This is a genomic window from uncultured Martelella sp. (assembly GCF_963677965.2).
GTDB lineage: Bacteria > Pseudomonadota > Alphaproteobacteria > Rhizobiales > Rhizobiaceae > Martelella > Martelella mangrovi.
Genome location: NZ_CAXXFM010000001.1, coordinates 2,559,700 through 2,582,134 on the forward strand (window position 1 = coordinate 2,559,700; position 22,435 = coordinate 2,582,134).

Genomic DNA, 22,435 nt, shown 5'->3' on the forward strand with positions numbered 1-22,435 from the left:
GTCTGCGATGATGGCAAGATAAGCTGCCTTCCATAAGAAACAATCGCCTGATAAATGACATGATAATTCGGAAATCGGGAACAATTGGCGATGGATCGACTGGACCGTATGCAGCTTTTCACCCGCGTCGTGGAACGCGGTAGTTTTTCGGCTGCGGCGAACGACCTCGCTCTCGGGCGCTCCACCGCGACGGAGGCGATCAAGGCGCTTGAAGCCGATCTTGGCGTTCGGCTTCTGGAGCGCACCACGCGGCATGTGCGCACAACACCGGATGGTGCTGCGTTTTACCGGCGCTGCATTGCTATCCTCGCCGAGGTCGAGGAAGCCGAAAGCGCCTTCCGGGCCGGAAACCCCGAAGGCCTGCTGCGTATCGAGGCGCATCCCCATCTGACGCGGACATTTCTGCTGCCCGCCCTGCCGGATTTTCTGAAGCGCTATCCGGAACTGCGGATACAGTTCGGTCAGGGCGATCGCTATGCCGATCTGGTGCGCGAAGGGATCGACTGCGCCATTCGCGCCGGCGAGCTGGACGACAGCACCCTGATTGCCCGCCGTCTCGGACATCTCGATGAGGTGACCTGTGCGAGCCCGGACTATGTTGAACAATACGGACGGCCCGAAACGCCTGACGATCTTGACGGTCACATTGCCGTCGGGTTCATTTCTTCGCGCACCGGCGATGTCATGCCGCTGGAACTGATTGAAGGCGGCAAGACCCGTTTCATCAGCCTGCCATGCCGGGTCACGGCAAATGATTCCGGAACCGCCATCGCGCTTGCGCGTCTTGGCTTCGGGCTGGTGCAGGTGCCGCGCTATCACTTTGCCGAAGATCTCAAGGCGGCCGGATGGTGGAAATTCTCGCGGATTTTCCGCCGCCGCCGACACCGCTTACAGCCCTTTATCCGCAAAACCGGCAGACAGCGCCGCGGCTTCGGGTCTTTCTCGATTGGGTCAGCGGCATTTTTTCAGGCGGCATGGTCTGAAATCATATGCCGAAAATGACAAATTCTTCATTCTTCTTGTCTCCGGTGCGGAGGCGTCCCACATACTGAAAAATGACGCAAGGTTGCATGATGCGGCCTTGCGGAAGACTGTCTCTCCCGCGGTTTTCGTAAAACCGTGATATGAGGGCCCGGCCGGGAAACCGGACCGGGCCCTTATCCGTTCGGCTCGTGCTTTTGGCGTCGACGCCGGAGGCCGCCCGAAAGGGTTGGCTCGGCAGCCAAAAGACGCCTGGTATAGGCTTCACGCGGTGCATTGAGGACCGTGTGGACCGGGCCTTCCTCGACAATGTTGCCGGCCTGCATCACCGCCACCCGGTCGCAAATTTCATCGACGACGGCAATGTTGTGGGTAATCAGCACGATCGAGACGCCGTGGACCGCGCGCATCGAAAGAAGAAGTTTCAGGATCTGGGCCTGAACCGTGACGTCGAGCGCGGAGGTCGGCTCATCGGCCACCAGCAGCTTTGGACGCGTAATCAGCGCGCGGGCGATGGCGATGCGCTGGCGCTGGCCGCCGGAAAACTGATGCGGGTAGCGGTCGATATCGGCGGGGTCGAGGCCGACTTCTTCCAGAAGCGCTGCGATCCGCGCTCGCCGTTGTGCGCCGCGCGGCGGGTTTTCTTCCAGATGAAGCGGTTCGCCGATGATCCGCCCGACCGTGTGGCGCGGATCGAGCGAGCCGTATGGGTCCTGAAACACCATCTGGAAATGACGGCGCAGGCGGCGCAAACGCCGTTCGGAAAGCGCGGTGAGGCTTTGGCCTTCGAAGAGCACGGTCCCCGATGTCGGCCGGTCGAGCGCCATGATCAGCCGGGCGAGGGTGGATTTTCCCGATCCGCTCTCACCGACGATGCCGAGAATTTCGCCGGCCTGAAGGCTGAGCGAAACCCCGTCGAGGGCGGCCGGGCCGTCGGCGCGGTAATGGCGGGAAAGGTTTTCGATGGTCAGCAGCGGGGTCATGACATGCCCTCCAGCCCGGCGCGCGCCCGTCGGGGCAGCGATGAAAGCAGCCGTTTGGTATAGGCATGGGCCGGGCGGCGGATCACATCTTCCGTCGCGCCGGTTTCCATCGCAAGACCGTCATGCATCACCAGCACCCGGTCGGCCATCTGCGCAATCACGCCGATGTCGTGCGAAATCAGCATCAGGCCGATATCGAGTTCGCGCACCAGCGTGTCGAGGATGTCAAGGATCTCTGCCTGAACGGTGACGTCGAGCGCGGTTGTCGGCTCATCGGCAATCAGTAGGTCCGGCTTCAGGGCAAGTGCGATGGCGATGCCGATCCGCTGGCGTTCGCCACCGGAAAGCTCATGCGGATAGGAATTTATTCTGTCTTCCGCCCGTGCGATCCTGACCATCGCCATCAGCCGCAATGCTTCACGCCTTGCCTCTGCGCGCGAAATCGCGCGGTGAAGCCGCAGCGCCTCTGCGATCTGTTTTCCAACGGTCATCGCCGGGTTGAGCGCGGTCATCGGTTCCTGAAAGATCATGCCGATCCGTGCGCCCCGGATTGCACTCATTTCACGTTCGCAAAGCCCGATCAGGTTTTCGCCGTCAAGGCGGATTATGCCGGTGGCCGTCGCATCGCCGGGCAGCAACCCGATTGTGGCCAGCGCCAGCATTGACTTGCCGGAGCCGCTTTCGCCGACAATGCCCAGCGTTTCGCCGCGCGCCAGCGAAAGGCTGATGCCGTGCAGCACGGTTTTTCCGGCGTTTTCACCCTTGAAGCTGATCCTGAGATTGTCGATTTCGAGCATCATCGGCGCTGCCTCCGGCGCGGATCGGTGAGGTCGCGCAGCCCGTCACCCAAGAGGTTCAGTCCGAGCACGGCAAGGCAGATTGCAAGGCCCGGCGCAAACACGAGATGCGGGGCGGCGGAAAGATAGGTCTGGGCCTCGGCCAGCATCCGGCCCCAGGAGGGCGTGGGCGGAGAAACGCCCAGACCGAGAAAGGAAAGTCCCGCCTCCGTCAGGATCGCAAGCCCGGTCTGGATCGCAAACTGCACGATGATCTGCGCTGCGATGTTGGGCAGCACATGTTCGAGCGTGATCCGGGGGCCGGATTTTCCGGCCATGCGGGCAGCGAGGATGTAATCGCGCGCGCCGATCTGCAGCGCCGCCCCCCGTGTCACCCGGGCAAACACCGGCACCATGAACAGCGCGATCGCGGTGATTGTGGTGACCGGACCGCCGCCGAGAACGGCGGCCAGCAGAAGGGCCGACAGCACCGGTGGAAATGCAAAGATCACGTCGTTGATCCGCATCGTCACCGCCTCGAAGCGCCCGCGCGAGGCCGCTGCCGCCGTGCCGAGAACCGTGCCGAGCGCGCCGCCGGCAAGAACACCGGAAAAGGCAATGCCGAGCGAAGTCCAGGCGCCGGCCATGATCATCGAGGCTTCGTCGCGGCCAAACTGGTCGGCCCCCAGAAGGCCGCCCGGTCCCGGCGGCTTCAACCGGGCCGGAATGTTGAGCATGGTCGGGTCTGCCGGCGTCCAGAACCGGCTGACGACCGCGGCGATAACAAACAGGGCCGTGATCGCGCCGCCGATCAGAAGGGAAAGGGGCAGACGCTTCATCGTCTCAACCTCGGATCGATGACGGCATAGAGCGCATCGACAATGAAGTTCAGGCCCATGACGATGATGGCGAACAGCAGAGCGACATTCTGCACCACGATCAGGTCCCGCTGGGCAAGCGCCTGATAGGCAAGCGTGCCCATGCCCGGCAGGGTGAACACGTTTTCGACCAGCACCGTGCCGGCAACCAGCACGGAGATCTGCATGCCCAGCATGGTCACAACCGGGATCAGCGCATTCGGCACCACATGGCGCCAGAGCGCATAGGCGGGCGTTGCCCCCTTGGCGCGGGCCGTGCGCACGAAATCCTCGTTTGCGATTTCGATGACGGCGGTGCGGGTCACGCGGGTCAGCACCGCGGCCTGCGGAATGGCAAGGGCAATGGCGGGAAGCGCAAGCGCATTGAGGGCTGTCAGAAAACCGCTTTCCCAGCCCGGAAACCCGCCGGCGGGAAACCAGCCGAAGGTGAGCGCCACGGCGAGGATGAGCAGAAGGCCGATCCAGAAATTGGGCACCGCAATGCCGATCTGGGCAAACAGCGAAGCAAAGAGGTCAACGGGACCGTTGGGCCGGGCCGCCGCCAGAACGCCGAGCGGCAGCGCGATTACCACCGAAAGGAAAATGGCAAGCCCTGCAAGCGGCAGGGTGACGGCCAGACGTTCGGCAATCAGCGTGCCGACCGGGGTGGAATAGGTGTAGGAGGTGCCGAAATCCCCTTTCAGAACCCCGCCAAGCCAGCCGACATAGCGCAGGAGAAAGGGTTGATCGAGGCCAAGCTGATGGCGCAGTGCGGCCAGTGTATCGGGAGCGGCCGATGTGCCCAGCATGATCTCCGCCGGATCGCCCGGCACAGCCGCCATCACCGAAAAGATGACGAAGGAAACGGCCAGCAGGCTTGCGACCAGAAACGCGAAACGGCGCGCCAGCCGCGCCGGCGCCCCGCTCTTGTGTGCCTTGTGATATACGGCTTGCGCCAAGTCTAGTCGCTCCAGCGGGCTTCGGTGACATCATTGGAGGGCACCGGTTCATTGGTCCACATACCCTCAAGACCGGCCTTCCAGATGCCGATCTTCGGCCAGGCATAGAGAAACAGCGCCGGCACGTCTTCGGCCAGAATGTCCTGCGCCTGCATGTAGCCGTTAAGCCGTTCGTCTTCACTCGTTGCCCTGGCGATTGCAGCCATGGTGGCGTCAAAATCGGCATTGTCATAGTTGAAGTAATAGGGGTGGCGGGCATAGATGCCGATATCGAGCGGTTCGGCATGGCCGATAATGGTCATGTCGTAATTGGTGTCCTTGAACACGTCCTGGATCCAGGTTGCGGGAAACTCCGAGGTCTCGATCATTGCCGTCACGCCGCCCTGTGCGAAATAGGCCTGCATGATTTCCGCCGCGCGCTCGGCATAGGCCCGGTTCGGCACCTTCATGGTGAAGGAAAATCCGTCCGGATAACCCGCTTCGGCAAGAAGCGCTTTTGCGGCTTCCGGGTCGTAGGGCAGAACGCCGGTCAGGTCCTCATATCCGGCATCCGATGGCGAGAAATGGCTGCCGATCGGCGTGCCGAAACCTGAATTGGCGGCATCCACGATCGCCTGCCGGTCGATCATCATCATCAGGGCCCGGCGCACGCGGCGATCGTCAAAGGGCGGCTTGGCATTGTTCATGCCGGCAACCACTTCCATGCCGGTGGTGCCGGGAACGACGGCGAAGTCTTTCTTGGTCTCGAACTGGCTGACCAGTTCGGGCGCACCGAATTCGGGAATGGCGTCGACACCGCCGGCATTGAGTGCTGCGGCCTGTGCCTGCGGATCGGCGATGAAGCGGAAGGTGATGTTTTCAAGCGCCGGCTTGTCGCCCCAGTAGTCCGGATAGGCGGCGAGCGTGACCTGATTGCCCTTGCGCCATTCGGAAAAGGCGAACGGACCGGTGCCGACCGGGTCGGTGGCGTTTGTCGGTTCGCTTTTCGGCTCCACCATCACGGCGGCGGGAAAGCCGAGCCAGTAGAGCAGGTCATAGGCGGGCTGCGACAGGTGCAGCACCAGCGTGCCGTCATCCGGTGCGTCCACGCTCTTAATGGCGCTGTAAAGCGCCTTTTGCGGATTGACGGAATCATCGGCGATGATCCGGTCGATCGAAAACTTGGCGGTTTCGGCGTTGAAGGCCGCGCCATTCTGGAACGTGACGCCGTCGCGCAGATCGAAAGTGTAGGTCAGTCCGTCATCGGAAATGGTCCAGCCGGTGGCCAGCTGGGGGACGATTTCGCCTGCCTCGGTAATGGCGACAAGGCCTTCAAACAGGTTTTGCCAGACCACCTGGCCGATGGCCACCGGCGCGGCGGCCGTCGGATCGAGGCCGGTGGGCTCGATGCCCATGCCGATCACCAGATCGTTGCGCGCCTCGGCGGCAGCCGGTGAAACGGTAACGAGGCCGGTCAGGGCGGCGGCTGCAATAATGGTGCGGGCGGCTTTGCCGGGATATCTGGTCATGACGGAGAAGACCTTTCCAATGAAGAGAACCGGGCGGTCTATACCGCGACAGATACTTGAGTGTAAACTGTTAATAAATAAAAAGAATTAAGTGTAACGATAATCGTTTCACTGAATATTGCAGTCACCCGGTTGGGCAGGATCTGGACAGGAAGGTTTTTAGAAATTCCGCAAGCTGGCTGGCGGCAAAGGTCGGGGTCGGGCCTGCCGTCCTGATCAGGCGGATATCGGTGGCGATCTCGCTTTCTTTCTCGAATGGCCGGACGGTCAGGGCCTTTTCGCGGATCTCGCGGGCAACGGTCATGGCCGGCAGGATCAGCACCGCCGCCCCGCTGCGCGCCAGTTCCTTCTGCAGCTCCAGCGACGAGGTCTCGAAGGCCGCCGCCATCGGCTCGAAACCGGCCACCCGCTGGCGGGCGTCGAAATCGCGGCGAATGCTGAAGGCCCGGTCGGGCATGGCGACCGCATGTTCGCGGATCGCTTCGGGCGTGATCGTGTCGTTGGCCGCCAGCGGGTGGTCCGGGGCCATGACGGGCTCGTGCAGAACCGGCAGTTCGAACAGCGTTTCGGTCTGTATATCCGGCGGGGAGAACATCGTGACCGCCAGATCGGTCTCGCCTGCGGCAACGGCGCGGATTGCGGCCTCTGCCGAACAGACGGTCACGGCAATCGAGATTGCGGGATAGAGCGCATAGAATTCGGCAAGGGCCGGCGCCAGGATCGCGCTGATCACAGCACCATTGACATGCAGCGAAACGTGACCGGCCTTCAGGCCGCGCAGGTCGTCGATCACCTGCCGGGCGCTTTCGAGATCGCGGATCACGGCAAGCGTCCGTTCCGCCAGCAGGGTGCCTGCCGCTGTCAGGACGATCCCGCGCGCGCCGCGCTCCACCAGCGGGGCATCGAAATAGGCCTCGAGATTTTCAAGCTGGCGGCTGACGGCCATGGGTGAGACCCCGAGCGCTTCGGCCGCCTGCCGGATCGAGCGCGAGCGCACCAGTTCGTTGAAATAGATAATCGCCTGAAGCTGCATGTATTTTTACCAGTTTCTGTCGCTGTATTTGAGCCGTAATCGGGCCTCGGGGCAAGCCCTGTGCAAGGTTGCAGGCGCTTTGATTTTCCGATTGTCGCGCGTTTGCCCTGTCGTAAAGGTCTTGTAATTTGGTATTTGATTGGTATCTTTTATTGTGGAGGGCAATGCCGGACAGGACATGGCATGAATATGCAGGAACCGTTCAAGGATATCGACCTTGCTGGCGATGGCCCACTCTACAGACGCCTGAAGGCAGCCATTGCTGCGGTGATCGCGCGTGGCGATCTGGAAAGCGGCGCGGCGCTGCCGCCGGAGCGTGATCTGGCCGAACTGCTCGGCGTCAGCCGGGTGACGGTCCGCCGTGCGATTGCCGAACTGACAAGCGAGGGCGTGCTGACCCGCCGTCATGGGGCGGGAACCTTTGTGGCCTTGCCGACCGATCGTATCGAGCAACCGCTCAAACGTTTGACATCCTTTACCGAAGACATGATGGCGCGCGGCCTCAAGCCGCGTTCGCGCTGGCTGGAGCGGGGGCTGTTTCCCGCTTCGCCTGAGGAAGCGGACACGTTCGGCATTGCCCCGGGCACAGAAATCGCCCGCCTCAGCCGCATCCGTTTCGGCAGCAACCGGCCGATGGCGCTGGAGCACACAGCCCTTCCCGGTGATATCATGGATGCGCCGGAGGCCGTCGGGCCTTCGCTTTATGCAGCCCTTGCCGAACGCGGTATCCGGCCCGAACGGGCGAACGAACGCATCACGGCCTGTGTCCTGAACGATGAGCAGGCGGACCTTCTGGGGGTGCCGTCCGGCTCCCCGGCGCTGACCATTCTGCGTATCGGGTTCGATGCCGCCGGTCGCGTGATTGAAATGACCAGATCCTATTATCGAAGCGATATTTACGACCTTGTCGCCGAACTGACGTTTTCCAATGACGAATAGGCGCGGCGATGCAACATGACCGAAAGACCCTGCAATGACTGATCCGACCCATATGCGCCGTGAAATCGATGAGATTCCTGCTGCTGCCGCACGGCTGCTTGAGGGCAGCGGCAAGGCCTTTGCCGGTGCCGGCAGGGCGCTTGCCGAAAAGGACCCGGGCGTCATTGTCACCGTCGCGCGCGGTTCCTCCGATCATGCGGCGCTGTTTCTCAAATACGCGATCGAGCTGACGACCGGCGTTCCCGTGGCCTCGCTCGGCCCTTCGCTGGCCTCGATCTATGATGCAAAGCTGAAGATGGGATCGGCGGCGGCAATCTGTATTTCCCAGTCCGGCAAGAGCCCGGATATCGTCGCGCTCGGCAAATCGGCCCGCGCCGGTGGGGCGCTGACGCTTTCGCTCGTCAACACCATTGCTTCTCCGCTGGCAGATGTCACCGACCAGCCGATTGATATTGCCGCCGGGCCGGAAAAGGCGGTGGCGGCGACCAAGTCCTACGTCAATTCCATCATCGCCGGTCTTGCCGTGCTTGCCGAATGGGCTGGCGATGCCGCGCTGAAAAAGGCGCTCGCCAGACTGCCCGACGACCTCGACAAGGCGCTTGCCTGTGACTGGTCGCCGCTGATGGCTTCGCTGAAGGATACGCAGTCGCTTTATGTGCTGGGCCGCGGACCAAGTTTTGCGATTGCCAGCGAGGCGGCGCTGAAATGCAAGGAAACCTCCGAGCTGCATGCCGAGGCCTATTCGTCTGCGGAAGTCCTGCACGGGCCGGTCTCGCTGGTCGAGGCATGCTTTCCGGTGATCGCCTTTGCCGCGCGCGACAAGGCGGAAGCCGCGATTGCCAAAACCGCCTCCGGGATGGCGGCCAAGGGGGCTGACGTGTTCCTGTCGTCCGACAGGGGCGAAAACACCACGTGCCTTCCCTTCGTGGCCACCGGTCATCCGCTGACCGATGCGCTGGCGCTGATCGTGCCCTATTACAGCTTCGTCGAGACGCTGTCGCGGGCCCGCGGCCTCAACCCCGATCAGCCGGTGGCGCTCAACAAGGTGACGGAGACCGAGTAAGATGAAAAAGGCAATCTGCGGCGCTAGGCTGTTTGACGGTGAGAGTTTTCAGGACGGTCTGGCGCTTGTTTTTTCCGAAACCGGCATCGAGGCGCTGGTGGCCGAGCGCCGCGTGCCTGCCGGTGCCGAGATCATCCGCGCCGACGGGCATATTCTGGCGCCGGGCTTTGTAGACCTTCAGGTCAATGGAGGCGGTGGAGTGCTGTTCAACAACGATCCGAGCCTTGAGGGGCTGAAGACGATCTGCCGTGCCCATGCGCAGTTCGGCACGACCTCGCTGTTGCCGACGCTGATCACCGATACGCCCGAGGTCGTGCATCAGGCGGTTGCCGCCGGACGCGCGGCGCAGGCAGAAGGAATTCCCGGCTTTCTCGGCCTGCATCTGGAAGGCCCGCATCTGGCGCTTGCGAAAAAAGGCACGCATGACCCGGCGCTGATCCGTCCGATGGAAACGGCCGATTGCGATTTTCTCGTTGAAAATGCCGGCGTTTTCGGCGTCGCGCTGATCACGGTGGCGCCGGAAAGCGTCAAACGCCAGCAGGTCGCGCGGCTGGCCGCGGCAGGATATACGGTCAGTCTCGGGCATACCGGGACGGACTGCGCCACGGCCGGCGAATACCGGATGGCCGGCGCCACCATGGCCACCCATCTTTTCAATGCGATGAGCCCGCTCAACCATCGTGAGCCCGGTCTGGTCGGTGCCGCCCTTTCCGATGGCGGGTTTTCCTGCGGCCTGATTGCCGACGGGTATCACGTCGACCCTGTGGCCATGGGGATTGCGCTCAGAGCCAAGAAAGGCCCCGGACGGATATTTCTGGTGACCGATGCGATGTCGGTGACGGGAACGGATATGGAGTGCTTTACCCTCAATGGCCGGACGATCTATCGCAGCGAAGGCCGTCTGACGCTCGCCGACGGCACGCTTGCCGGTGCCGATACCGACATGCTGACCTGTGTGATGAACTGTCACCGCGACCTCGGTGTGCCGCTCGAGGAGGCCCTGCGCATGGCCTCGCTCTATCCGGCGGATGCCGTCAACGCCAAGAACAAGGGACGGCTTCAGGAAGGGGCCGACGCCGATTTCGTGCTGCTGGGCGAAGACCTGTCGCTGGCCGCAACCTATATCGGCGGCGCCTGTGTGTTTTCGGCAGGCGACAGCGCTTCAGTCGAACACGATTGACGGGCCGCTCTTGCCGGTGCCGGCCTCAATGCCTGCCCGGGTAGCCTTGGCAATCGCGCGGTAGGCAGCCGCATGCGGGCCATCCGGTTCGCCGGCGACCACCGGCGTTCCGGCATCCGATGTGGTGCGGATATCCATGGCCAGCGGCACTTCGCCCAGAAACGGCACGCCGATCTTCTCCGCTTCCGCTTTTGCGCCGCCATGGCCGAAGATGTGATGGGTCTCGCCACAGCTCGGGCAGATGAAGGCGCTCATGTTTTCGACAATGCCGAGAACCGGCACGGACACCTTGTTGAACATCGCGATTGCCTTGCGCGCATCGATCAGCGCCAGGTCCTGCGGGGTGGAGACCACAACGCTTCCGGCCAGCGGCACCTGCTGGGCCATGGTCAGCTGCGCATCACCCGTGCCCGGCGGCATGTCGACCACCAGAACATCGAGCTTCCCCCAGGAAACCTCGCGCAGCATCTGCATCAGCGCGGACTGCACCATCGGTCCGCGCCAGATGACGGCCGTGCCCTCATCGACCAGAAAGCCGATCGACATGACCTTGAGGCCATATTTTTCCATCGGCATGATTGTGCGGCCGGGCCCCTGCATCGGCCGGCCGGAAAGGCCCATCAGCCTGGGGATCGACGGGCCGTAAATATCGGCATCAAGCAGGCCGACCCTCAGCCCTTCGGCCGCAAGGCCCAGTGCCAGGTTGACCGATGTGGTCGACTTGCCGACGCCGCCCTTGCCCGAGGCAACGGCAATGATGGAGCCAATGCCGGGGATTTCCGGCTTTGCTGCGGTACGGCTGCCGCCGGACGGCCCCTTCGGCGGCTCGCCTTTGGGGGCTGCGGCAGCGCGTTTATCTGGCCTGCCGCCTGCCTGGTCGGCGGGTTTGTCGGCTGTCAGCGTCACCAGCGCCTGGCGTGCGCCGGGCAGGGCCTCGACGGCCTTTTGCGCGGCAAGTCGGATCGGCTCGAAAGCCTCGACGTTTTCGGCCGGCACGCTGAGCGAAAAATAGACCTTTCCCTCGGCAATGAAGATATCGGAGACCAGTCCGCTGGAGGCCAGCGGTTTGCCGTCCGGCAGTGTCACGGGTTCGAGGCTTTTGAGAACCTGTTCCTTGCTGATATCGGTCATGGCGCCCTTCCTGTTCTGACACTCGTGTCTAGATAGTGAAAATTGTCCGCCGCGCCAATGGCAAAGCGATCATGCAACCGTGTCATATGCGTGATGGCGCGTGCAAGAAACGGGGGCTGTGCAGGTGTTGCAGACAAGCAGAAAACAGAAACGCCAGCGCAAGAACCAAGACTTTGAAAGTCCGTCGCGCCGGCGTTTCTGTTGTTTTCAACTCGCGCTCTTGGGCGCGTGCTTGTTTTCATCCCCTCTGGAACTGCGGAGAAGATGAATGATTATATTAGTCATTGCAAGCGGCTTTTTTTGCGGGAAGAACAGTGATTTAGACTTGAGTTACCATCAAGGAAAGAATCATGCGCCGTGTTGCGATGCACAAATTATTGACTCCGCTTATTTTTTGGGCCCGGAGGCGTTGTGCGCTGATCGTCCGCTGATGCCGGAATTTTTTTTCGAAAGCGGCGGAGAAAGGCCTTTTTGACGCAGTTTGCGCGGTTTGGCAGTGAGAACGCAAAGACAGACCTTGATTTATCAGGCGGCGTTGTCTTTCCTCATTTTCAGCGTCGGGAAAGTCTGCGATTCTGAGCGGGGAGCTCTCGGAAACGCGAGAACCGTGACAACAGGACAAGAGGAGCGCCGGTAACAACAATGACCGCAGAGACCGTATTCGAGGGCAGGATTCTGGTGAACCAACGGATGGAGCTGGGCGAGGGGCCGGGCTATGATCCGACCAGCGACCAGATCTGGTGGTTCGATATCCTCAATTGCCAGCTCCATCTGCTCAACGCCTCGACACGGGATCGCCGCATTGTCTCGCTTCCCGAAATGGCCAGTGCGATGGCTGTCGTTGACGAACACCGCCAGATCATCGCCATGGAGACCGGCCTTTATTTTCACGATGTCTCCACCGGAGCGCTGTCGCTGCATGCGGCCATCGAACCGGATAACGCCGTTACCCGTTCCAATGATGCCCGCGTTCATCAGTCCGGGGCATTCTGGGTTGGCACAATGGGCAAGAATGCCGAAAAGGAAGCGGGCGCGATCTATCATGTGCTCGGCGGCACGGTCACGAAGATCTTCGACAAGGTGACCATTCCCAATGCCATCTGCTTTTCGCCCGAAGGGGATATCGGCTATTATGTCGATACCGACCTCAACACGCTGATGCGGGTTCCCGTCGATCCCGAAACCGGGCTGCCGGACGGGCCGGAGGAAGTGTTTATCGACACCTCGCAAAAGCCCGGCGGCATGGACGGGGCGATCTGCGACGGTGACGGCCATATCTGGAATGCCCGGTTCGGGGCCGGTGTTCTCGACCAGTATGACCCCGCCGGCAGGCTGGTTGCCCGCTTTCAGCTGCCCGCCCGGCAGCCGACCTGCCCGGCCTTTATCGGCCGTGACGGCGGCTGGATGATGGTGACGACCGCCGCGCGCGATGCGAAGCTCGATCAGGAGCCCAATGCCGGCTTCACCTTCGCGCTGGTCACCGGCGCCAAACCGCGTTTCGACCCGGCCTACAAGGCGTTTTGAGCGTTCACATCAGCGAACAATAGCGCAGCGCGTCATAGATGGCGGCATGGATGTTGCGGGCATGGATCGCATCGCCGATGCGCAACAGGTCGAAACCGCCTTCTCCGTTTGTCCGGGGCAAGGGCGGCTTGCGGGCAATCAGCGCTGTGTAGTCGACGGCTCCGCCGTTGCGGGAAAGCGGTTTGAGGGCAAAATAAAGATCGTCCATCGGCATCGTCCCGTCTTCGACAACGACCTGTCCGGTCTCGATTTCCTCGATGATCCCCGGTGCATAATCGGAGATCAACTGCGCCTTCAGCCCGTTGCCGTCGCGCTTTATGGCATGAAGCCGCTTGCTGATGGTGATCCGGACGCCCTTTTCAGCAAAACGCCGGGCATAGGGCACGTGATTCATGCCGCCGACATCGGGGGCGAAGAAACGTTCCGGGTGACGATTTCAAGCGCAGCACCGCTGTCGGCGATCACTTCCGCTGCCGTCAGGCCCGGGTGGCCGCCGTGATTGTCGTAAAGCAGCACCTTGTCTGCCGGTTTGACGGTGCCGGCGAGGATATCCCAGCTTGAAACGGCCAACGCTTCGCCTTCCTCGAGCGGCGGCGATTGCGCAATGCCACCGGTGGCGATGACCACCAGATCCGGTTTTTCGGCCAGAACCTCTGCTTCCTCGGCGAAGACATTGTAGCGGATCGGAACGTTCAGGCGTTCCAGCTCGGCAAGCCGCCAGTCGACAATGCCGATCAGTTCGCGCCGGCGCGGATTGCGGGTCAGAAGGTTGATCTGCCCGCCGGCTTCACCGGTAGCCTCGAACACGGTGACCGCGTGTCCGCGTTCGCCCAGCACCCGGGCGGCCTCCAGCCCGGCCGGTCCCGCGCCGACGACGACGGCCTTGCGGGGGTGGGTGGCCTTTGGAATATCATGCGGGATCGTTTCCTCGCGGCCGGTTGCGGCGTTGTGGATACACAGCGCCTCGCCGCCCTCGTAAATCCTGTCGAGACAGTAGGTGGCGCCGACGCAGGGGCGAATACGGTCTTCGACCCCGGCCATGATCTTGCGCACGATATGCGGATCGGCGATGTGCGCGCGGGTCATCCCGACCATGTCGAGCCGGCCCTCGGCAACCGCGTGGCGGGCGGTGGCGACATCGGCAATGCGGGCGGCATGGAACACCGGGAAACGGGTTTGCTGGCGCACATCGCCCGCGAAATCGAGATGTGGCGCAGAGGCCATGCCCTGGATCGGGATCACCTCGGTCAGCGGCGCATCGTGGTCGATATGGCCGCGAATGACGTTGAGAAAGTCGACCGTGCCGCTGTCGACAAGGGCCTGACAGATCGAAAGCCCCTGCGCGCGGGAAAGGCCGCCCGCCCGGTTCTCGTCGGCGACGAGCCGCATGCCGACGATGAAATCCGGCCCGCAGCGCTTGCGGATTGCATCCAGCACGAGGAAGGTGAAACGCAACCGGTTTTCCAGTGCGCCATTATGCTCGTCGTCGCGCCGGTTGGTCAGCGGCGACCAGAAACTGTCGAGCAGGTGGCCATAGGCCTCGATCTCGATCCCGTCGAGACCGGCCGCCATCATCCGTTCGGCCGCGGTGGCGTAATCCTCCGCAATCCGGGCAAAGTCGAAATCCTCCATCGCCTTCGGGATGGTGCGGTGGGCTGGTTCCCGCGTCGGCGAGGCGGACAGCACCGGAAGCCAGTCGCCCATGTTCCAGCCGCTGGTGCGCCGGCCGAGATGGGTGAGCTGGATCATCACCGCGCAGCCATGTTCATGACAGTCTTCGGCAAGGCGGGCCATCAGCGGAACGATCTCGTCGCGCCAGGCGTGGAGGTTGCCGAAGGCCGCCGGGGAATCCGGCGCCACCACCGCCGAACCGGCCGTCATCGTCAGCGCAATTCCGCCCCTGGCCTTTTCCGCATGGTAGCGCCGGTAGCGCTCGGTCGGCAGCCCGCCTTCGCCATAGGCCGGCTCGTGCGCGGTCGACATCAGGCGGTTCTTGAGGCGCAGATGCTTCAACTGAAAGGGTTGCAACAGGGGATCATGTTCCATGGCAGCGCTCCGGCGGCGTTTGATGGTGCCATGTTACACCGAAAATCGATGTCCGGTTCGGTCGATCCCGCCGGGTGCTGTTCAGCCTGCGTCAAAACCCGAGGGGGGCGAAGGGCGCCGGTCCAGCGTCAAAGCCGATCGAGCCCGATTTCCGGCACAAACACAGCATTTCAATGTCGGGTGACACGCAGCGTTTCCATATCGCGCGAATCCCTTTAGATATGTCGCATGAGCATCAGACAGCTTTCGGAAACCGTCATCAATCAGATTGCCGCCGGCGAGGTCATCGAACGGCCGGCGAGCGCTGCCAAGGAACTGGTGGAAAACGCGCTCGATGCCGGGGCAACGCGCATCGAGATCGCGACGGCCGGCGGCGGCAAGGCGCTTTTGCGGGTCACCGACAATGGTTCCGGCATGACGCCGGACGATCTGTCGCTGGCCGTCAGGCGGCACTGCACCTCGAAGATTTCCGCCGATCTCACGGATATCCGCACGCTCGGTTTTCGCGGCGAGGCGCTGCCGTCGATCGGCTCGGTGGCGAAGCTTGCCGTTTCGAGCCGCACAAAGGGCGCGGGCGAAGGCTATCGCATCGAGCTGCATGGCGGCAGGTTGACGGAACCGCAGCCCGCGCCGGTCAATCCGGGCACCATTGTCGAAGTGCGTGACCTGTTCTTCGCAACGCCGGCCCGGTTGAAATTCCTGAAAAGCGAGCGGGCGGAATCGGGCGCGATTACCGAGGTCGTCAAACGCATGGCGCTTGCCTTCCCGGCTGTCCGCTTCGTGTTGTCCGGCTCCGATCGTTCGACGCTCGAACTGCCGGCCACCGGTGATGATCGCCTTGCCCGCATCGCGCAGGTTCTGGGCAAGGATTTCCGGCCGAACGCAATCGAGATCGACGCGCTGCGCGAAGATGTCGGGCTTACCGGCTATGTCGGCGTGCCGACCTTCAACCGCGGCAATTCGGGGCATCTTTATGCCTTCGTCAACGGCCGTCCGGTGCAGGACAAGCTGTTGATGGGCGCAATCCGCGCGGCCTATGCCGAGACCGTGCCGAAGGGGCGGTATCCGATGGCGGTCCTGTGGTTTTCGCTCGATCCGGCGCTGGTCGATGTCAATGTCCATCCGGCCAAGGCCGATGTCCGCTTTCGCGATCCGGGGCTTGTGCGCGGGCTGATTGTCGGGGCGATCCGCGAGGCGCTAACGAAGAGCGGCGACCGGGCTTCATCCACCGGGGCGGATGCGATGCTGCGGGCTTTTCGTCCGGGCACGGCGCCGCAGGACGGCGGCGCATCGCCGGGGCGTTTCGGCGGCGGTTTTGGCGATCGCGACCTGCGGCGGTCGAATGTCGACTGGTCGGCGGAGCGTTCGCCCTTCCGACCTCAAGGGTTTGGCGAGACACCGGCCCCTGGCTTTTCCGCCGATGCGGCGGTTGCCGAAAGGGTAGGGCAGGGCGGCGATGTGTTCGCCGGTTTCGAGGCACCGTCGGCCCGATCCGAAACCTTCGAGCCGCGCACGGATGATGTTGCGAGCGGGCATCCGCTGGGCGCCGCCCGCGCACAGGTGCATGAAAACTATATCGTTGCCCAGTCACAGACCGGTCTTGTGATCGTCGATCAGCATGCCGCGCATGAGCGTCTGGTCTACGAGGCGCTGCGCAAGGCGCTTGCCGAGCGCAGGCTGCCCTCGCAGGTGCTGCTGATCCCCGAGATCGTCGACATGCCGGAGGAGGACTGCGACCGGCTGATGCCATTTTCCGAAGAAATGAACCGCCTCGGTCTCGTCTATGAGCGTTTCGGACCCGGGGCAATTGCGGTGCGCGAAACGCCGGCCATGCTGGGCGAGGTCGATGCGCCGGCGCTGATCCGCCAGCTTGCCGATGAGGCGGGCGAATGGGAAACGGCCGACGGCCTGCGCGCAAAACTGGAAAGCGTGGCGGCGACCATGGCCTGCCATGGTTCCGTGCGGTCCGGCCGGCGCTTGCGCGTTGAGGAAATGAATGCTCTCTTGAGGCAGATGGAAGAAACACCGGGCTCCGGACAGTGCAATCACGGCCGTCCGACCTATATTGAATTGAAGCTTTCCGACATCGAGCGCCTGTTCGGACGCTGAGAACGGCAAGCAGAACATCCTGAATTTGGAGAATGTGCGGTGAATATCCTGGAAGGCAATGGCAGGGGCGAGGCGAAGATCCGGTATCTGGATGCTGATTTCGATGTGATCGTACCGGGCACGCATGTGATCTGCGCGATCACCGGAAAGCGGATTCCGCTCGACGAACTGCGCTACTGGAGCGTGGCCCGGCAGGAAGCCTATGTCGATGCGCCGGCCGCCTTCGAAGCCGAGAAAAAGGCTGGAGCGCTGCCGACCGGCAAGGTCTGAATTGGCCACGCTGATCGCTCTCGCCGGACTTCCGGGCACCGGAAAAACCACGGTCGCACGGCTTGTTGCCCAAGGCCAGCCGGCGGTTTTTCTGCGTATCGATGAGATCGAGGCTGTTCTGCGCGTCGAGGACGAACGTCGCGATATCGGTCCGCTGGGCTATCAGATCGCCGCCGCCCTTGCCGTTTCCAATCTGAAAACCGGGCAGGATGTCATTGTCGACTGCGTCAATCCGTGGCCGCTGACGCGCGCCATGTTTGCGGATGCGGCAACGCACGCTTCAGCCGCCTTTCTGGGTGTCGAGATCGTCTGTTCAAATACCGACCTGCACCGCGACCGGATCGAAAACCGGGTGAGTGATATCGGCAAAGGGCATGCAGCGCCGGACTGGCAGGCCGTCATCGATCGCGATTACATGCCCTGGCGGGACGCCGATGTGCGCGTCGATACGGCGAAGCTCTCTCCCGAGGCGGCGGCCAAGCGCATCCTGTCTGCACTGCGCGCCTGACGTTTCCTAGTTTCCGCCCGGCAGGCCGAGCTGGCCGCGGACGAGTGCAAGGCCTTCCATGCCATCGCGGTTGCCCATTTCCGCCAGCGCTTCGAACACCTTCTGGGCATCGAAATAGCGACCGAGATTGTAATAGGCATAACCGCGGATGACCATCAGGCCGGTTTCGTCGGGTGCAAGCTGGCTGCGCTGGTTTAGCAGCAGCAGGGTGTCTTGATAGTGGCCGCCCTGATAGGCGGCGATGGCGCGGCTGGTCAGGATCTGAACCTGGATGTCGAGCTGGCGTTCTTGACTGAGCGGCTCTTCGGCCGCGGCAACCGCTGCCTTGCTCGTCAGCCCCATGCGCATATAGGCAAGGCTCTGGCCGTAGGCGGCTTCTTCGCGGTTCTTCGCCGAGCTTGAGCCAAGTGCGGTCTCGAATGCGCGGGCGGCTTCCATCGGCCGCTCGAGGTCCATCAGGCACCATCCCTGCCGGAGCGCTGCGTTTGGCGACAGGTTGTCCGAAGAACGTCCGTTCCAGCAGCTCCCCCCCGATGATGAAGAGGACGTTGAAGTTCTGCGCTGCCGCGTTGCCGTCGTCGTCGAAGAGGATGATGTGGCCGCCGGGGTGGTGGAAACCGGTGTGCCTGCGGGCACCGGCGTGCCGGCCGGCAGCGTCGAAATGGTGACACTGTTGCCGGTGGCATTTTCCTGGTTCAGGAAATAGGCGATCTCGAACTGCCGCAGATAGTCGCGGTTGATATAGGCCTGCTCGTCGAACCGGTAGATTTCGGTCTGCTCGGAAGGCTGGCCGGTCGTGTAGAAGGCGGCCTGCACCTGTGCCGCCGAAACATTGTAGCGGTTCCGGTTTGCTTCCAGTGCGGTATTGAGCACGGTCACGGTCTGCACGCCGGTCACCGGATCGGTCTGGATCATGTCGCGCGGAATGGTCAGGCGCTCGAGCGCGCGCATGCGTGAGGCTACTTCGCTGTCGCCGGCAGCCGGCGGCGTACCGGTGGCGCTGTTGCCATAGTAGTACTGGTAATATTCCGGCACATAATTGGCCGGAGCGTTTTCGGCTTGTTCGCCTTCAAGCTGCGGTGTGCCGGGGGCGTGAAGCGGTGCGGTCAGCGCAACGCCCGTTCCGGTCTGACCGGGCGCGCCGGAGGACGGTGCGGCAGCCGCGCCAAGCGGGGTCTGCTGGCCGGTGGAAAGGTCGATTTCGGCAATCGGCACGGCAACTGTGCGGGTGGTGCCGCCGGTTTGCTTCAGGCTTGTCAGCTCGAACACCGTGGCCATCACGTTTTCGATCGTGGTAACCGGCGCATTCGGATCGTTGAGCCAGGCGATGCGCTCCGAATAGGGGGCCCAGACTTTCTGCATCAGGTAGACGCCGGGCCTGTAATTCAGGTCGTTGAGCATCAGTGTCACGCCATAGGCCGCCGGCTCGTAATAAGGTTCCCACGAAAGCGCGGCCTCGAACCATTGCAGCGCAGCCAGCGGCTGGCCGTAGTCGTTCGAATACCAGCCGAACTGTTGCGCGGCGGTCATGCTCTGGGCCTCGGTCACGACATCGGCCATGCGTGCGAGAATGTCCTGTCCGTAGTCCTTGCGCGGGATACGGCCGAGCATGTTGACCACGGCGTTGAGATAGGTGTCCATCGCTTCGGATGAACTGTTGCGCCAGGGGTACATCACCGCCTCGGCCTCTTCCGCGTTGTCCTGCTCGATCAGGATCAGGGCGAGCCCCTGCGAAATTTCGGCGGAATCTCCTTCCTTGCGGGCTTCGCGGAACCATTTTTCGGCGGCTGCATCGCTGTTGCGCACCAGGAAGTACCACGCCAGAAGCTCCGCATCCTTGGGGTCGCCGCCGTCAGTGGCAAGGCTTTCCATATGCGCCAGATCGTCCGGCGAAATGACGATCGTCTCGTCTTCACCGGCCTCGGCAAACCGGTTGCGCAGCAGCGCATCGCGGATTTCCTGAAACTCCGCCGTGCCGTCATCGTTCTGGCGCTCATAGCTCAGAAGCGTTTTCATGTCGTCATAGGGCATGAACGCCATGGCCTTCTGCATCGTGGCCAGCCGTTCCTGCGGGGCGTCGCAGTTTTTCAGGATGTAGGTATAGGCATCCATGGCGCGCGAAAGCCGGTCGGTTTTGGCAAAGGCTTCGCCGACCTGCCACAGGACGTTGATTTCCGCACAGGTCAGAAGGCTCGGCGCCTGGGAGGCATAGTCGATAACGTCCTCATAATCGCCGTCTTCCGAAGCCTTCAGCAATCTGGCGCGGGTCTGGGCGATGTGAAGGCGGTTGACGAGGTCGGCCGGCGGCGTCCAGTCGGGTTCTTCCACCCGGCGGTCCTCGATCAACTGGTGAACGGTTGCATAGTCGCCTTTGGCATAGGCCGCCCACATGGCGTTGAGCTGTTCGTCTTCACCATCCTCGACAGCAAGCGGATTGGCCGGCGGTGTCCAGTTGGGATAAAGCGACCGCAGCCGCGAGATTTCCGCCTGGAGGCGCTGCAGATCGCCCTGCTGGGCAAAATAGCGCAGGGCGCTTTCGTCGACCGTCGGCGTGGCGGGCTGTTGGGAAGGGGCGGTTTCCGACTGACCGCGGGTGATCTGCGTGACAGGCTGCTGCGGTGCGGTTGCGTTTTCCGGCAGGTTTCTCAGGTTTTCGCTCGGTTCCTGTGCCCGGGCCTCGCTGATGGTGGAAAAGCGCGGCTGTTCGACTGCGGGCGTGGCCGGTGTGTCATTGTCAACGATCTGTTCGTAAGCCCTCTGGAACTCATCCGAAGGCTGCGCCGATGCCGTGGAGACAGGGAGTTTCCGGCCGGATTGACTCATGCCGATTGCACCGATCATGGCGATCGCGCCGGCGGTCAGTGCAATATAAGTCAGCTTCATAACATCCTTACTCCGGCCAGGCGCACAGCCGCCAATTCCAAAACCACGCAATCCCGCGAATTCACCTTCTCACGACCCCGCCCCGTGCGTCCTGCCAGGACCGCATGTGGCGTCCCGGAGACGTCTTTTGGTCGGAACGTATACGATATGATCCTCCCTCCGCAGAGCACCGCTTTGGGCACTACAAACCCATATTGTCGTTAAGAAATGTTAAAAATCCATGCAGTACAGCCCTTTCCGGCGAAAAATCGCGGTTTCGCTGGGCCGGCGGTCATCGCAACCCGGCCGGACTGTTTATTGTTTGTTTACCAAAATCTGAAAAATATGGAGACTAATCCTGGCTGACCATGGCCGGAAGTGCCAGTCGCAGCCAAGCCGAGGTGTGCCGCAATCATGTTGAACGCAATTGCCTATCAGATCAGGACCGGGAGCCGTAAGGCTCTGGCCCTTGTTGGGGTAGGCTTGCTTGCGGGCTGTGCCGGCAATCTCATGCCCTATACATCGAATGTGCGCAATCTCATGCCGGAAGAGGCCGTGGTGATGCCGCCGCCGGGCGGACCTGCGATGATCTCCGTGCTGGAAACACAGTATTCCAACGCCATCGACCAGCGGATCCTGCTGCGCACCGATGCCCGCACGCCGGGGCAGAACTATATCAACGCGATCTTCTTCGGCACGCGCAACTATTCTCCGATGAACGGACAGTCGCTCAGCTATCATTCGGTTACCGATCTGCGGGTCGAAGAGGAGATGCGCGAGGAACTGCCCGGCGTCAGGATGGTTCAGTCGCCCTATTATGTGCAGAACAATTACGGACCGTTTGGCTATGCCTTCGGTAACGGGCGCGGCGACGATCTTTGCCTTTATGGCTGGCAGCAGATCAGGCCGGGCCGGGACAGCCGCGCGGCCTTTGGCCAGGCCGGCACGATCCAGATCCGGGTCCGTTTCTGCGAAAGCGGGGCCAGCGAAGACGATCTGCTCGGCATCATGTACGGCTATACCATCAATGCAGCTGTCGAGGCTTATGGCTGGAACCCCTACGGCGAGCAGCCATCGCCGCCGCCGCTGCTTGGCCAGTCCGGCGCGCCGCTTCATCCGCGCAGCGCCCATGACGACCGGCCGGAACGTGTCAGCAATACCGAAAAGGTCCTGTCGGGTTCAACGGCCCGCCCGGCGCCGGCAACACGCACCAGAACGACCCGCACCAGCACGTCGACTGCCGGTGCCGATGAGATCAGCGTCGATGTCGTGCGTCTTCCGGCCGGCAGCCTGCCATCCGGCGGCTATACCAATATTCCGCCGGCTCCCGGCGCCATGACACCTGCCGGTGCCGCGACGGCCGGTGGGGCATCATCGATCCCGACGCCGGGGCGTCAGCAGGCACCGGCCGCACGACCGGCCGCCAGCCCGTCATCGCCAGCAGCGCCGTCGGGCACCAGCATACCCGTACCGGCCAGAACCGGCAGCGCATCGTCTTCCGTCTCTTCGGCAACGGCGCCCGCGCCGGCTGCGCGCTCTATCCCCGCACCGCCCTGCCGCCTGTTGCCCGGGTCGACCACCGTCACCTGCGAATAGTTTTGCTCACGCTGCCGGCGGCGATATCCGGCCGCCCGTCCGCCATGGCGTTTGCCATCATTTGCGGGTTGGAGCACGCTACGCTTCCGTGCATATTAGCGGACGAGAAT

General features: G+C 62.6%; 17 protein-coding genes and 2 pseudogenes. 10 read left to right on the plus strand and 9 right to left on the minus strand.

Annotated elements, in window-relative coordinates; translation table 11 throughout:
• Positions 1 to 90 precede the first annotated feature (90 nt).
• Positions 91 to 983: pseudogene (locus ACHZCU_RS11975) on the plus strand (LysR family transcriptional regulator).
• A 174-nt stretch (positions 984 to 1,157) separates the two neighbouring features.
• Here the strand turns inward: ACHZCU_RS11975 and ACHZCU_RS11980 are convergent.
• The 6 genes from ACHZCU_RS11980 to ACHZCU_RS12005 all read right to left on the minus strand — a co-directional run bounded on the left by ACHZCU_RS11980 (position 1,158) and on the right by ACHZCU_RS12005 (position 7,097).
• Positions 1,158 to 1,964, minus strand: coding sequence for an ABC transporter ATP-binding protein (locus tag ACHZCU_RS11980; protein ID WP_319518951.1), 807 nt, complete (start codon positions 1,962 to 1,964; stop codon positions 1,158 to 1,160).
• Positions 1,961 to 2,764, minus strand: a complete 804-nt coding sequence (locus ACHZCU_RS11985; protein ID WP_319518952.1) for an ABC transporter ATP-binding protein — start codon at positions 2,762 to 2,764, stop codon at positions 1,961 to 1,963. Before ACHZCU_RS11985 ends, ACHZCU_RS11980 begins: the two co-directional genes overlap by 4 nt.
• Entirely contained in the window at positions 2,761 to 3,579 is an 819-nt protein-coding gene (locus tag ACHZCU_RS11990) for an ABC transporter permease (RefSeq protein ID WP_319518953.1), read from the minus strand. The genes ACHZCU_RS11985 and ACHZCU_RS11990 overlap by 4 nt, the downstream gene beginning before the upstream one ends.
• Entirely contained in the window at positions 3,576 to 4,556 is a 981-nt protein-coding gene (locus ACHZCU_RS11995; RefSeq protein WP_394706054.1) for an ABC transporter permease, read from the minus strand. The genes ACHZCU_RS11990 and ACHZCU_RS11995 overlap by 4 nt, the downstream gene beginning before the upstream one ends.
• Before the next feature lie 2 nt (positions 4,557 to 4,558).
• Positions 4,559 to 6,064: an ABC transporter substrate-binding protein gene (locus ACHZCU_RS12000; protein WP_319518954.1), complete on the minus strand. Its 1,506-nt coding sequence runs from the start codon at positions 6,062 to 6,064 to the stop codon at positions 4,559 to 4,561.
• 124 nt (positions 6,065 to 6,188) lie between these two features.
• Positions 6,189 to 7,097 (minus strand): LysR family transcriptional regulator, encoded by a 909-nt coding sequence (locus tag ACHZCU_RS12005; protein WP_106306546.1) that lies wholly within the window; start codon positions 7,095 to 7,097, stop codon positions 6,189 to 6,191.
• Between the two features lie 183 nt (positions 7,098 to 7,280).
• On the opposite strand from ACHZCU_RS12005, the gene ACHZCU_RS12010 reads away from it, so the two are divergent.
• From ACHZCU_RS12010 to nagA, 3 genes are read left to right on the plus strand one after another with little or no spacing between them, the layout of a single operon-like run.
• Positions 7,281 to 8,036 (plus strand): GntR family transcriptional regulator, encoded by a 756-nt coding sequence (locus tag ACHZCU_RS12010; protein ID WP_319518955.1) that lies wholly within the window; start codon positions 7,281 to 7,283, stop codon positions 8,034 to 8,036.
• Between the two features lie 34 nt (positions 8,037 to 8,070).
• Positions 8,071 to 9,099 carry an SIS domain-containing protein gene (locus tag ACHZCU_RS12015; protein ID WP_319518956.1) on the plus strand — a complete coding sequence of 343 codons (1,029 nt, stop codon included), beginning with the start codon at positions 8,071 to 8,073 and terminating at the stop codon, positions 9,097 to 9,099.
• A 1-nt stretch (position 9,100) separates the two neighbouring features.
• Positions 9,101 to 10,279 (plus strand): N-acetylglucosamine-6-phosphate deacetylase, encoded by a 1,179-nt coding sequence (gene nagA / locus ACHZCU_RS12020; protein WP_319518957.1) that lies wholly within the window; start codon positions 9,101 to 9,103, stop codon positions 10,277 to 10,279.
• Here the strand turns inward: nagA and ACHZCU_RS12025 are convergent.
• Positions 10,262 to 11,410 (minus strand): Mrp/NBP35 family ATP-binding protein, encoded by a 1,149-nt coding sequence (locus ACHZCU_RS12025; RefSeq protein ID WP_319518958.1) that lies wholly within the window; start codon positions 11,408 to 11,410, stop codon positions 10,262 to 10,264. The genes nagA and ACHZCU_RS12025 overlap by 18 nt on opposite strands.
• Before the next feature lie 268 nt (positions 11,411 to 11,678).
• Here ACHZCU_RS12025 and ACHZCU_RS12030 point away from each other — a divergent pair, with 268 nt between their 5' ends.
• Together ACHZCU_RS12030 and ACHZCU_RS12035 are read left to right on the plus strand one after the other, a co-directional pair.
• A complete protein-coding gene (locus ACHZCU_RS12030) occupies positions 11,679 to 11,885 on the plus strand; it encodes a hypothetical protein (RefSeq protein ID WP_319518959.1) in 207 nt (68 codons plus the stop codon).
• A 167-nt stretch (positions 11,886 to 12,052) separates the two neighbouring features.
• Positions 12,053 to 12,934 (plus strand): SMP-30/gluconolactonase/LRE family protein, encoded by an 882-nt coding sequence (locus ACHZCU_RS12035; protein ID WP_319518960.1) that lies wholly within the window; start codon positions 12,053 to 12,055, stop codon positions 12,932 to 12,934.
• Positions 12,935 to 12,938: 4 nt separating this feature from the next.
• Here the strand turns inward: ACHZCU_RS12035 and ACHZCU_RS12040 are convergent.
• A pseudogene (locus ACHZCU_RS12040) lies at positions 12,939 to 14,980 on the minus strand (FAD-dependent oxidoreductase).
• A 228-nt stretch (positions 14,981 to 15,208) separates the two neighbouring features.
• Between ACHZCU_RS12040 and mutL the strand changes: the two are divergent.
• From mutL to ACHZCU_RS12055, 3 genes are read left to right on the plus strand one after another with little or no spacing between them, the layout of a single operon-like run.
• Positions 15,209 to 17,089: a DNA mismatch repair endonuclease MutL gene (gene mutL / locus ACHZCU_RS12045; protein ID WP_319518961.1), complete on the plus strand. Its 1,881-nt coding sequence runs from the start codon at positions 15,209 to 15,211 to the stop codon at positions 17,087 to 17,089.
• Positions 17,090 to 17,128: 39 nt separating this feature from the next.
• Positions 17,129 to 17,359 (plus strand): DUF2093 domain-containing protein, encoded by a 231-nt coding sequence (locus ACHZCU_RS12050; protein ID WP_319518962.1) that lies wholly within the window; start codon positions 17,129 to 17,131, stop codon positions 17,357 to 17,359.
• A 1-nt stretch (position 17,360) separates the two neighbouring features.
• Complete coding sequence (locus tag ACHZCU_RS12055) at positions 17,361 to 17,867, plus strand: AAA family ATPase (protein WP_319518963.1); 507 nt, start codon at positions 17,361 to 17,363, stop codon at positions 17,865 to 17,867.
• A 6-nt stretch (positions 17,868 to 17,873) separates the two neighbouring features.
• Here the strand turns inward: ACHZCU_RS12055 and ACHZCU_RS12060 are convergent, their stop codons facing one another.
• On the minus strand, positions 17,874 to 20,750 hold the full coding sequence (locus tag ACHZCU_RS12060) for a hypothetical protein (RefSeq protein ID WP_319518964.1): 2,877 nt from the start codon (positions 20,748 to 20,750) through the stop codon (positions 17,874 to 17,876).
• A gap of 489 nt (positions 20,751 to 21,239) precedes the next feature.
• On the opposite strand from ACHZCU_RS12060, the gene bcsN reads away from it, so the two are divergent.
• Positions 21,240 to 22,325: a cellulose biosynthesis protein BcsN gene (bcsN, locus tag ACHZCU_RS12065; protein WP_319518965.1), complete on the plus strand. Its 1,086-nt coding sequence runs from the start codon at positions 21,240 to 21,242 to the stop codon at positions 22,323 to 22,325.
• The last annotated feature ends 110 nt before the right edge of the window (positions 22,326 to 22,435 follow it).